At 66.0% G+C, this 11,219-nt stretch carries 11 protein-coding genes and 1 pseudogene; 4 read left to right on the top strand and 8 right to left on the bottom strand.

What is annotated here, in order from left to right:
• From ACWELQ_RS24005 to ACWELQ_RS23990, 4 genes and pseudogenes are all read right to left on the bottom strand, one after another.
• A pseudogene (locus tag ACWELQ_RS24005) lies at nucleotides 1-359 on the bottom strand (hypothetical protein); the annotation flags it as partial.
• An 11-nt stretch (nucleotides 360-370) separates the two neighbouring features.
• Nucleotides 371-1,423, bottom strand: coding sequence for a 3-oxoacyl-ACP synthase III family protein (locus ACWELQ_RS24000; protein ID WP_452399294.1), 1,053 nt, complete (start codon nucleotides 1,421-1,423; stop codon nucleotides 371-373).
• A 416-nt stretch (nucleotides 1,424-1,839) separates the two neighbouring features.
• Nucleotides 1,840-2,532: a TetR/AcrR family transcriptional regulator gene (locus ACWELQ_RS23995; RefSeq protein WP_452399293.1), complete on the bottom strand. Its 693-nt coding sequence runs from the start codon at nucleotides 2,530-2,532 to the stop codon at nucleotides 1,840-1,842.
• A 118-nt stretch (nucleotides 2,533-2,650) separates the two neighbouring features.
• A complete protein-coding gene (locus ACWELQ_RS23990) occupies nucleotides 2,651-3,235 on the bottom strand; it encodes a TetR/AcrR family transcriptional regulator (RefSeq protein ID WP_452399292.1) in 585 nt (194 codons plus the stop codon).
• Nucleotides 3,236-3,506: 271 nt separating this feature from the next.
• Between ACWELQ_RS23990 and ACWELQ_RS23985 the strand changes: the two genes are divergently transcribed.
• Both ACWELQ_RS23985 and ACWELQ_RS23980 read left to right on the top strand, forming a co-directional pair.
• Complete coding sequence (locus ACWELQ_RS23985; RefSeq protein ID WP_452399291.1) at nucleotides 3,507-4,283, top strand: MmyB family transcriptional regulator; 777 nt, start codon at nucleotides 3,507-3,509, stop codon at nucleotides 4,281-4,283.
• 8 nt (nucleotides 4,284-4,291) lie between these two features.
• Nucleotides 4,292-5,095, top strand: a complete 804-nt coding sequence (locus tag ACWELQ_RS23980; protein ID WP_452399290.1) for an MmyB family transcriptional regulator — start codon at nucleotides 4,292-4,294, stop codon at nucleotides 5,093-5,095.
• 250 nt (nucleotides 5,096-5,345) lie between these two features.
• Here ACWELQ_RS23980 and metG read toward each other — a convergent pair whose 3' ends face one another.
• The gene (gene metG / locus ACWELQ_RS23975; protein WP_452399289.1) at nucleotides 5,346-6,905 is read right to left on the bottom strand and encodes a methionine--tRNA ligase; all 1,560 of its coding nucleotides are present in this window, start codon (nucleotides 6,903-6,905) and stop codon (nucleotides 5,346-5,348) included.
• Nucleotides 6,906-6,994: 89 nt separating this feature from the next.
• Here metG and ACWELQ_RS23970 point away from each other — a divergent pair, with 89 nt between their 5' ends.
• Together ACWELQ_RS23970 and ACWELQ_RS23965 are read left to right on the top strand one after the other, a co-directional pair.
• Nucleotides 6,995-7,822, top strand: a complete 828-nt coding sequence (locus tag ACWELQ_RS23970) for a TatD family hydrolase (protein WP_452399288.1) — start codon at nucleotides 6,995-6,997, stop codon at nucleotides 7,820-7,822.
• A gap of 215 nt (nucleotides 7,823-8,037) precedes the next feature.
• The gene (locus tag ACWELQ_RS23965; protein ID WP_452399287.1) at nucleotides 8,038-9,165 is read left to right on the top strand and encodes a transglycosylase family protein; all 1,128 of its coding nucleotides are present in this window, start codon (nucleotides 8,038-8,040) and stop codon (nucleotides 9,163-9,165) included.
• On the opposite strand, the gene ACWELQ_RS23960 is transcribed toward ACWELQ_RS23965, so the two are convergent.
• The 3 genes from ACWELQ_RS23960 to ACWELQ_RS23950 form a co-directional block, all read right to left on the bottom strand.
• Nucleotides 9,166-9,297, bottom strand: coding sequence for a hypothetical protein (locus ACWELQ_RS23960; RefSeq protein WP_452399286.1), 132 nt, complete (start codon nucleotides 9,295-9,297; stop codon nucleotides 9,166-9,168). It lies immediately after the preceding gene.
• 88 nt (nucleotides 9,298-9,385) lie between these two features.
• Nucleotides 9,386-10,267: a 16S rRNA (adenine(1518)-N(6)/adenine(1519)-N(6))-dimethyltransferase RsmA gene (gene rsmA / locus ACWELQ_RS23955; RefSeq protein WP_452399285.1), complete on the bottom strand. Its 882-nt coding sequence runs from the start codon at nucleotides 10,265-10,267 to the stop codon at nucleotides 9,386-9,388.
• A gap of 13 nt (nucleotides 10,268-10,280) precedes the next feature.
• Nucleotides 10,281-11,219, bottom strand: a 939-nt coding sequence (locus ACWELQ_RS23950; protein ID WP_452399284.1) for a lipase family protein, incomplete at its 5' end; no start/stop codon positions are given.

Below are 11,219 nucleotides of genomic sequence, written 5' to 3'. Positions count from 1 at the left end.
TGAGTGTCGCCCGACACGATCAGCACGTGCTCGGCGCTGCCGGTGGCCAGCACCGCCTGCGCGACCTGCACCGCGTTGAGCACGCCGGTGCCCGCGTTCTGCAGGTCGAAGGAGACCGACCGCGGGTCCTCCTTCACGTAGTCCAGCCCGATGCCCGCGGCCTTCTGAATGAGCGCCGACACGGCGGGCTCGACGGTATTGCTGTCGCGGAAGATGCCCGCGTTGATCATCACGCCGACCTGCCCGGGCTCCACGCCCGCGCTCTCCATGGCGCGGCGCGCGGCCCGGCCGCTGAGCTCCACGATGCTGAAAGTGTCGGTGTCCCGGCTGATTCCGGTGGATTTGATGCGCACGCCCATGTTCGTAGACCTCAGACCTTCAGCGACGAGATGGTGGTGGACAGGAAGCCGCCGACCACGCCGGAGGCGGCCGGGATCATCAGGATCTTGGAGCCGGCGGTAATGGCCTGCTGGCTCAGCTGATCGTGCAGCACGATGAAATGCGAAGTGCTGGAAGTGTTTCCGTACTTCTCGATGACATTCAGGTCCGGCGGCATGGGGTGTCCGAACTCGCGTTCGGCGATGGCGTTCATGTACGGAATCGCCGCCGCGCCGAACTGGTGGTGAATGATGTAGTCGAAACCCTCGTCGGCGAAGGCGATTCCGCGCTCCTCCATGAAGTTGCGCTGGGTGTCGGTCCACAGCAGGAACCGCGCCTCGTTGTGCATCTTGCGGTTGTCGGTGTAGAGCGCCACGCCATTGGTCTTGTCGCTGGGCATGCCCAGGCACAGGTGCGAGAACTCCGACGCGGTGGTCAGCTCGATGTAGTGGATCTTGTCGTTGTCGTCGACGGCCTCGTCGAGCACCACGGCCGCGCCGGAGTCGCCGACTGTCAGAGACGCGAATTGCAGATCGTATTTACTGGAAATCTCATTCACGGCCGTTTCCGCAATGGGCGTGATGGCCTCGCCGCTGACCACGATTCCGCGTTTCACGGCACCGCTGCGAATCATTCTGTCGAGAATGTAGACGCCGCTCATCATGCCCGCGCAGGCATTCGAGAGATCGAAGGCGATAACGTCTTCGCGGGCACCGATCGCCCGGCCGATCGCCCCGGCGAAGGACGGCTCCATATACATCTTGGTGCCGTGCTTGCTGCGGGTGATGGAGGTGGAGATGATGACGTCGAGATCGCCTGCGGCATAGGTTGACCTGGAGAGACTGTCTTCGACGGCCTTCATGGCCAGCACGAAGGAGTCTTCGTGGCTCTCCGGCCGGGTGTCGCGGAAACGCCGCTCCTTGACGCCCGTGATTCGTTCGAGATCGAACTCCGGAACTTCTTTCAATTGCGAGAGCAATTCGGCTGTAGTGACACGCTTTTCGGGTAGATATGCACCGATGGACTCGAATCGAGATTGCGGCACGGGGGACTCCTGAACTGGGAGGAAAGTGAACGTCAAGCTCGGATGCGAATGAGGCTACCCGAGAGTAACTAACATGGGGAACTCGAGCGTTCCGTGTGATTGTCTGAGACGAATCGTGAACGCTTGCTTAGTGTTACGCGCGGTGGCGGTATATTTTTCCGGCCAGCGCGCGGCCTCGCGTGCGGGCTGAGGTGGCGATTTGCCGGAAGCTCTGGGAGGCAGTCACTTTCTGGTTACCACGCGTTATGTGTCTTCGATATGGCACGGTGATGACGAGTCGGGTGCTTCGCTGTGAGTGACTTCACCCTGGTACGCCGAAGTACTGTGCCGTCGTCGCTCGCCGCCGCAAACTGTCTGAGCGACAGTCGATTTCGCATTGTGCACAAGCGATTTCGGCATTGTGCACAGGCGACAGGCTAGGCGCGCGGCGGCAGTCCCAGCACCGCGATCACGAATTCCACGAACAGCGGGGCCAGTTCGGGCACCCGGTGCGCGCCCTCGGCCACGATGACCCGGCGGGTGCGCTCCCCGATGGCGTCGGGGATCAGCTGGAAGAGCGCGTCGGTGATCACCGGCAGCGTGGGATCGGTCTCGCGGGCCTGGGCGTAGAAGACCCGGTACAGATCGGCGAAGCGATCCACCGCCAGATCGCGCAGCGCCACCGACTCCTGATCCACCTTGAACGCGTCGACGAGCATCAGCCGCGCGAAATCCGGTTCGCTGGCGACGGTTTCGCAGAAGGTCACCACGATCGACTCGATGCGCGCGTACGCCCCGGCGTCGGTGGGCAACTGGGCGAGTTCCTCGACGATGCGCGCCGCGATGATGTCGGATCCGGTGCGCACCGCCTCGACGAAGCAGTGCTCCTTGTTGCTGAAATGCTCGTAGAAGGTGCTGCGCGAAACCCGGGCGCGGGCCACGATGTCCGACAGCGTGGTGGCGCTGTAGCCCTTGGCCTCGACGCATTCCACCATGGCCTCGAGCAGCCGTCCGCGCTGCGAGGTGAGGACCGCGTCGCGGGCGGCGCGGTGCCGCTGGTCGAAATTGGTGCGCTGCAGGGTGGTTCCATTCGGTTCGTGTGCCGGTGTCCAAGCCTGCCTGTCGCGCATGCATCCTCCGTTACTGAACCGCTGACCCTTCAGATCGTCATTATCATCGGGTCTCGGGCGCGCCGCCTGGGCGGCATTGCGGGCAGGTGACCTCAGTCGGGGTCGCCGGGGTGGGGATTCAGGACTGCGGGAGCCGCAGCACGGCGAAGGCGAAGTCCCGGAGATCCGGAATGTGTTGCGGCAGTTGGTCGATCTCGTCCCGCTCGACCAGTCGCCGGGTGCGTTCGGCGATGGCGTCGACGATGAACGCCAGCTGCGCGTCGTTCACCCGCGGCACGGCTCCCGATTCGGCGCGGGCCCGTTGCTGGAACTCGCTGTAGAGCGCGGCGAACCGGTCCAGCGACGCGTCGTGCCGGGCCAATGCCGCCCCGCCCGCCTTGATCGCCTCGACCAGCACCAGCCGCGACAGCTGCGGCTCCGCCACGATCACCTCGCAGTAGGTGATGAGCGAATTGGTCACCAGCCCCCGCACATCCGGATGCTCGAGCCGCGCCATCTCCTCGCACAACCGTGTGTAGAGCAGATCCGCCCCCGCCTCCACCGCCGCCACGAAGCACTCCTCCTTACTCGCGAAGTGCTCATAGAACGTGCTGCGCGAAACCCGAGCCCGCCCCACGATGTCGGTCAGCGTGGTAGCCGCATACCCCTTCACCTCCACACACTCACTGATCCCCTCCACCAGCCGCCCCCGCTGCGAGATCAACAACGCCTCCCGAGTCGCCCGATGCCGATCCGAGCACCCGTCCCCGCCCAACCCCGCATCCTCCCTCTCGCCAGCACCCATATGCACATCGTTGCATTGTCACTGCAACTTGACGCCACCGGGCCGCCGCGGTGCCGGGACGCGCGAGCTGAGCCTCCGTCGTAGGCTGACGCTGGCCGAAGTTGGATCTCGGCCGCGGCTTCGGTAGAAATTGCGGAAAGATAGCTGTATCTGCCAGAGCAGCGTGAGTCAGGAGGTAGACCGACCAGTGGTGACCGGCGAGCTCTCACCCGTCCCGGAACAGCCCCTGCTCGGATTGTTCATGCGCTACCGGCGCGAGAGCCTGGGCCTCACGCAGGAGGAAGTCGCACGGCGGATGTTCGTCAGCCTCTCGCTGTATCGCAAGTTGGAGAGTGGCGAGCGCCCCATGTCCACGGACCGCCTGGCCGACTGGAGCGTCGCCATGGAGGCGCCGGAGTGGTTGCTGCGCAAGATGGTCTCGGTGGCGCAGCCGAAGCTGACGTCCGTCGAGGCCGGGGTGTGGCCACCGGCGTTGCGCGCGGAGGACATCGAACACCAGGAGGCGTTCCCCTTCCCGGCGTTCTATCACCGCGTGCCCGAATACGAGGTACTGGCGGCGAACGAGGCCGCGCGCCAAGCCTTTCCGTGGCTCGTGCCCGCCGCCGAGAACGCCGATCTGCCCACCAATGTCATCGTGCAGATGATGACCACCCCGATCGCGCGCGAGGTCCTGATCAACTGGGAGTTGATCGTGCACCGCCTGCTGTTCGTGCTGCGCGTCAATGCTCCCGGCAGTGTCGCCCCGGAACGCCTCGCCCAGATCGTCGACGCGTGCCGGAGCAACCCGGACTTCGAGCGCTTCTGGAACACCGATATGAGAGAAGAGGACTGGAACGACTCGCTGGTGCGGGTGCGTGACCCGGAGACCGGCGGTGAGATCCACCTGACCATGCGCTCCTACAACGCCTGGCATCCCGACAACTGCCCCTATCAGCTGTTCATGCTCACGCCACGCGTTCCGAGCTAGGGGGTCGCATGGCCGTAATGATGGATATTCCTCCTGAGCAGCCGCTGGTCGGGACGTACATGCGGTATCGGCGCGAGATGCTCGGGCTTACGCAGGAGGAAGTTGCCCGGCGGATGTTCATCAGCGTGTCGCTCTACCGGAAGCTGGAGAGCGGGGAGCGGGTGGTGTCGGCCGAGCGGCTCGAGGACTGGTGTGCCGCGATGGATGCGCCGTTGTGGCTGCTGGAGAAGATGGTGTCGCTCGCGATGCCCAAGGCGTCGAGTCTCGCGGTCGGCAGTTGGCCGCCGGATCTGAGGCAGGAGGATCTCGACCACCTGGAGGCGCTGCCGGTGCCCGCGTTCTTCCACCAGTTCCCGGAACAAGAGGTGCTCGCCGCCAACAGCATTGCGCTGGCGGGCTTTCCGTGGCTGGCACCCGCGAGTCCGGATGCCGAGCGGCCGGTGAACGTCATCGAGCAGTTCATGACCATCCCCGCGGCCCGCGAGCTGATCATCAACTGGGAGACCGTCGTTCGGCGGCTGTTGTACGGGTTGCGCGTCATGTCGCCGGGCGTCGTCGATCCGAAGCGGCTCGCGCAGATCCTGGACACCTGCCGCACCAACCCGGACTTCGATCGGCTCTGGGACTGCGGCATGAGCGAAGAACTGTTCAACGATTCGCTGGTTCAAGTCCGCTTTCCCGGGATGGACACGCACGTGAGCTTTACGATGCGCTTCTACAACGCCTTTCACCCGCGGTGCGGCTACCAGCTGTTCGTGCTCACGCCGCGGGCGCCTGGCACCCCCACGGTGGACCCGCTCGCCATCCTCTGATTTGGATCACCTGGTCAGCGCGAGTGCCCCAATTCGTGCCGCCTCCATGGGTTGACCGCCACCGCAATGGGACCGGATGCTGATTCGGCGAGATCAACTACTGCCCGATCCGATTCCGCGGATCGGGCAGTGTTGTGTTCGACGCGGCATTCCCGTTCCGGTGTGGAGTTCGGAGGGGAATCTCCACCCGTGGTGACGGGTGTCTCGGTGGCCGCCCGCCGAAGGGGGGCGGGCGGCACCGGAAACTCCACTAGGACTTGGGGACCACGTACTTCGGGAAGACCACCTCGGGCTCCGGCAGCGCGGTGCCCGGGACCAGCGGGGTGGGGATGTCCGCGAAGGTCCGGTCGGTCGCGCCCAGCAGGTCCAGGATCTTGCCCGCCGAGGCGGGAATCACCGGCTGCACCAGGATCGAGACGATCCGCAGCACCTCCATGGTCACGTACAGGATGGTGCCCTCGCGGGCGCTGTCTTCTGGCGTGCCCGACTTGGCCAGCGTCCACGGGGCCTGCGCCGAGAAGTAGCGGTTGGTCTCACCGAGGGTGAGCCACAAATGCTCGAGGCCGAGATGGATCTGCTGCGTGTCGAATTCGGCGCGGACGCTCGCCGCCAGACCGTTGGCACGGTCCAGCAGGGCGCGGTCGTCCTCGGTGAACTCGCCGGGAGTCGGTACGACACCGCCGAAGTCGCGGGCCACCATCTTCAGGCAGCGCTGCGCGAGGTTGCCGTACTCGTTGGCCAGATCGGAGTTGATTCGGCCGATGATCGACTCCTCGCTGTAGGAGCCGTCCTGCCCGTAGGAGATCTCGCGCAGCAGGAAGAAGCGCAGCGCGTCCACGCCGAAGGTCTCGACCAGGTCGAGCGGGTCGACCACATTGCCGACCGACTTGGACATCTTCTCGCCCTTGTAGTTGACGAAGCCGTGCACGAAAACCCGCTTGGGCAGCTCGATTCCGGCGCTCATCAGGAACGCGGGCCAGTACACGGTGTGGAACCGCGAGATGTCCTTGCCGATGATGTGCAGATCCGCGGGCCAATACTTCTGGAACGAGGCCGAATCCGTGTTCGGGAAGCCCGCGCCGGTGAGGTAATTGGTGAGCGCGTCCACCCACACGTACATGACGTGCTCGGGATGGCCGGGCACCGGCACGCCCCAGTCGAAGGTGGTGCGGGAGATCGACAGGTCCTTCAGCCCGGCCTTCACGTAGGAGACGATCTCGTTGCGCCGGGTCGCGGGCGCGATGAATTCCGGGTTCGTCTCGTACAGTTCGAGCAGCTTGTCCTGGTACTTGGACAGGCGGAAGAAGTAGTTCGACTCCTCGGTCCACTCGACCGGGGTCTTGGTATCGGTGGAAATGCGGGTGCCGTCCTCGAGGAGGGTGGTCTCCTCCTCGGTGTAGAAGGCCTCGTCGCGCACCGAGTACCAGCCCGAGTAGGTGTCGAGGTAGATGTCGCCGGCGGCGACCATCCGCTCCCAGATCGCGACCGACGCGGCCAGGTGGTCCTCGTCGGTGGTGCGGATGAACCGGTCGAAGGAGATGTCGAGCGTCTTGTCCATCGCCTCGAAGATGTCCGAGTTGCGGGAGGCGTACTCCTGCTCGGCGAGCCCGGCGGCCTTCGCGGCCTGCTGCACCTTCTGACCGTGCTCGTCGGTGCCCGTCATATAGAACACATCGAAGCCGTCCAGCCGTTTGAAGCGGGCCAGGGCATCGGAGGAGATGTACTCGTAGGCGTGCCCGATGTGGGGATTGCCGTTCGGGTACGCGATGGCCGTGGTGAGGTAAAAGGCGGGGCGTTCGGATGCGCTCATGGTGCTGACTACTCTATCTTCGTGTCCTTCGTCGCTCGCGTGAATATCCCCGTGGCTGGTGTCGCCCCTCTCACTCCGCAGGCGCGGGCATGAGGAACAGCCGACCCGCGCCCGAGCCGCCGCAGCCGCTGTCGCCGTTGATCGACGCGCACACCCATATCGACGCCTGCGGGGCCACCGATCCGGAATCGGTTGCGGCGCTGGTGGACCGGGCGCGGGCGGTGGGCGTGCGGGAGATCGTCACGGTCGCCGACGATCTGGAGGCCGCGCGCTTCGCGGTCCAGGCCGCGAACTGGGACGACCGGGTGTACGCGGCGGTCGCGCTGCATCCGACGCGCGCCAACCACCTCGACGACGCGGCGAAGGCCGAGCTGGAACAGCTCGCCGCGGACCCGCGGGTGGTCGCGGTGGGGGAGACCGGCCTGGACTACTACTGGCCCGGCAAGCTCGACGGCTGCGCGGACATCGAGGATCAGGTCGAGGGTTTCCGCTGGCACATCGACCTCGCGAAGCGCCTGGGCAAGGCGCTCATGATCCACAATCGTGAGGCCGATCACGATCTGCTCACCGTGCTGCTGGACGAGGGCGCGCCGGAAACCGTGATCTTCCATTGCTTCTCCTCCGACGCGAACATGGCGAACGCCTGCGTCGAAGAGGGGTATGTGCTGAGTTTCTCCGGCACGGTCAGTTTCAAGAATGCGCATGAATTGCGGGAAGCCGCGAAACTCGTTCCGGACGAGCTGATTCTGGTCGAAACGGATGCGCCGTTCCTGACTCCGCACCCGTTCCGCGGCGCGCCCAACGAGTCGTACATGCTGCCGTACACGCTGCGGGCGCTGGCCGAAATTCGTGATCAGGACCCGGTGCAGCTGGCCAAGATCACCACCGCGAACGCCCGCCGGGTTTACGGGATCTGAAAGCCAAAAGCTCGCAACCGGAACCTTTCTCGCAAAAATTATGCGGGGCTCGCTCCGGTTGGCCTTCTGTGTCGCGGCTCACTATGATCTAGCCCGATCGTGACTTACCTGCGGTTCGATATCGGGTCGTGATTTCCGTACCCGCAGTTCCGCCGGTAGTGGTTGTGAATCCCTCACCCCCTCGTTATCGTACTGTGACCATGCCGGGATTTCCGATGCACGCTTTGGCGAAGATCAACTCGTCGCGTTCCCCGATGTTGTACGGGGCGATCGCGGCGATGCTCGTCACGCTCATCGTCGGTGCGGGCGTGGCCATCATGGCCAAGAAGCAGGTCACCTTCGTGGTGGACGGCAAGGAGTTCGTCGAGAGCACCATGCGCGGCGACGTGCGCGGCGCGCTCAAGGACGCCGGCTACGCGCTCACCTCGCGCGACGATGTATCCCCTTCGGCCGGAGCGCATATCGGCGACGGAGCCACCATCACGCTGAACCGGGCCCGTGAGGTCGCGCTCATCGTCGACGGCACCCCGTCCAAGGCGTGGACCACCGCGCTCACCGTGGCCGAGGCGATCACCAAGCTGAACCTGCCCGGCGACGTCTTCACCTCGCCCGCGCGCCCCAGCCCGCTGCCGCTGGAAGGGGCGCAGCTGCTGGTCACCAACCCGCGCACGGTCGAGTTGTCCGACAACGGAGTTCCCGCGTCGCTGGTGCGCCTGGCCGCCCCGACCATCGGGGAACTGCTCCAGGCCGAGGGTCGCCCGCTGGTCAATCAGGACTTCGTGGTGCCGCCCGCGAGCACCCCGCTCACCGAGGGCATGAAGATCACCGTCACCCGCAAGGTGGTGCAGAACCGCACTGAACGGGTGCCGCTGGATCCGCCGGAGAACATCATCGAGGATCAGACGCTCAATATGAGTCGCACGATCGTCGAGAATCCGGGCGTGCCCGGCACCCAGGACGTGACCTTCGCGGTCTCCATCGTCAACGGCCAAGAGGCGGGCAAGGATCCGATCAAGGCGAACGTGATCGTGCCTGCACAGCCCAAGACCGTGCGCAAGGGCGCCAAGCCCGGCACCGAGGTCCCCGAGGTGCAGAACGGCAATACCTGGGACGCCCTGGCCAAATGCGAATCCGGCGGCAACTGGGCCATCAATACCGGCAACGGCTTCTTCGGCGGCATCCAGTTCGACCAGAACACCTGGGAACGTCAGGGCGGCACCCGCTATGCGCCGCGCGCCGACATGGCCACCCGGGAGGAGCAGATCGCGATCGCTGAAGTCACGCGCGCCCGTCAGGGTTGGGGCGCGTGGCCCGCCTGCACCTCCCGGCTCGGCATCAGCTAGTTAGAAGCCGTTCCCGGTCAGCAACTGGAACGGCATGCTGAGGAACATCAGCGCGACGAACAGTGAGGACCGGAGCGGATCCCCGCTCAGGTAGCCGTCGCGCAGCCAGGTTGTTGCTTCCGCCGAACCCATGTCATCTCCCATTCGATTTGCGAACACTGCCGTACAGCATGTCGATCTGGCGAATCCGGTTGTTACCGAATGGAAGTTGCTGCCTCGGTCAGGACTGCTGGGCGAGGCGGACGTAGGCGGCGGTGTCGAGGGTTTCGCCACGGGCCGCGGGGTCGATTCCGGCGGCGACGAGGCGCTTCTCGGCCTCGGGGGCGGAACCGGCCCAGCTGGCCAGGGCCGCGCGCAGAGTCTTGCGCCGTTGCGCGAAGGCGGCGTCGGCGACCGCGAAGACCTTCTGGCGGAAGGCTTCGTCCTGCGGCCAGGGTGCGTCGGCGAAGCGGTCGATGCGCACCAGACCCGATTCCACCTGCGGCACCGGCCAGAAGATCTGGCGGCCAACGGTTCCCGCGCGGCGGACGGTGCCGTAGAAGCCCGCCTTCACGCTCGGTACGCCGTAGATGCGGCCGCCGGGCGTGGCAGCCAGCCGATCGGCGACCTCCAGCTGCACCATGACGAGAGTGGTTCGGATGCTGGGGAATTCGGCCAGCAGGTGCAGCAGCACCGGAACCGCCACGTTGTAGGGGAGATTGGCCACCAGCGCGGTCGGCTCGGCGGGCAGATCGGCGTGGGTGACCTTCATGGCGTCCATGGGCACCACGGTCAATCGCTCGGCCAGCTCCGGCGCGCGGGCCGCGACCGTCTCCGGCAGGTGGCTGGCCAGCGTCGGGTCGATCTCGACGGCGATCACGCGGTCGACCACATCCAGCGCGGCCAACGTCAGCGAACCCAGGCCGGGCCCGACCTCGAGCACGATGTCGTCGCGGCTCACGCCCGCGGTGGCCACGATGCGGCGCATGGTGTTCGCGTCGTGGACGAAGTTCTGCCCGAGCTGCTTGGTCGGGCGGACGCCGAAACGCTCCGCCAGCTCACGCACTTCGACGGGCCCCAGCAGGGCAGCTTTTCCACGACCGGCGACAACGGGTTCGGACATTCTGGAAAACCTATCAAGACACCGTGGGAGCGGCGAAGATGCGGTCGGTGAAGGCGTCCATGGCCGCCCACATCGCCGGATTCATCTCGGTGTGACCGCCGGTGCCGAGCACCGAACTGAAATCCACGCCGTTCGCGGCGAACTGGGCCATCAGCGCGGCGTGCAGCGGCGAGGGGACCGTGGTGTCGGTCGCGTTGATCAGCAGCAGGATCGGTGCGTCGTAGCCGCGGGTGGCGACGGTCATGTAGTCGCGCAGCACCGCCGAGAACGGGCCCTCCGACAGCGGGCGGGACAGGATCGCGCCCGTGGTCACGCCCGCCATGCGATCGGTGAGGGTGTCGAGGCAGTCGTACTGGATGCTGTCGAGGAGTTGGCGACCGTAGTCGGTGAGGTAGCTATTGACCTGGGCGTCGGGGCGGGTCGCGCGCATGCCGATCAGGATCGAGGTGAAGAAGGCGTTGATGTCCTGTCCGGACGAGCCGGGCAGCGCGGGCACCCAGGGACCGGCCACCGGCAGCGCCTTCTCTACATCCGAGGCCGGGTCGAGGGCGACGGTGCCGCGGAAGTCCAGTTCCGGCGCGGTGCGCACCTGATAGCTCGAACTGCCCAGTGCCGCATGCCCGCCCTGCGAGGCGCCGCTCACCGCCCAGGTGCGCGAGAGTTCGGGCCGCGCCGCGCGGGCGGCCTTGACCATGTCGATGGTCGCGCCCGCCTCGGTGCTGATCTCCAGGTACGGGTGCGGGCCGGTGTCGAACAGGCCGAGCCCGATGTAGTCGGGCGCGACCACCGCGTAGCCCTTGTTCAGGAAGAACCGCATGATCAGTTCTTCCTCGCGGCGGCGGTAGGGCAGCACCTCCCGCTCCGGATCGGCCTGGCAGCCGCAACCCGGGCCCAGGCCGGTGGTGCCGTGATCCCAGGCCATGACGGGCCAGCCGCCGGCGGGCGGCTGACC

Source organism: Nocardia sp. NPDC004722 (assembly GCF_053601505.1).
This window is presented reverse-complemented; position numbering and strand designations above follow the sequence as displayed.

Excerpts from the sequence above, each read along its gene's own strand:
- ACWELQ_RS23970 (WP_452399288.1), top strand. The coding sequence starts at position 6,995 with ATGAGGAACAGCCGACCCGCGCCCGAGCCGCCGCAGCCGCTGTCGCCG.
- ACWELQ_RS23980 (WP_452399290.1), top strand. The coding sequence starts at position 4,292 with ATGGCCGTAATGATGGATATTCCTCCTGAGCAGCCGCTGGTCGGGACG.
- ACWELQ_RS23995 (WP_452399293.1), bottom strand. The coding sequence starts at position 2,532 with ATGCGCGACAGGCAGGCTTGGACACCGGCACACGAACCGAATGGAACC.
- ACWELQ_RS23960 (WP_452399286.1), bottom strand. The coding sequence starts at position 9,297 with ATGGGTTCGGCGGAAGCAACAACCTGGCTGCGCGACGGCTACCTGAGC.
- ACWELQ_RS23965 (WP_452399287.1), top strand. The coding sequence starts at position 8,038 with ATGCACGCTTTGGCGAAGATCAACTCGTCGCGTTCCCCGATGTTGTAC.
- metG (WP_452399289.1), bottom strand. The coding sequence starts at position 6,905 with ATGAGCGCATCCGAACGCCCCGCCTTTTACCTCACCACGGCCATCGCG.
- rsmA (WP_452399285.1), bottom strand. The coding sequence starts at position 10,267 with ATGTCCGAACCCGTTGTCGCCGGTCGTGGAAAAGCTGCCCTGCTGGGG.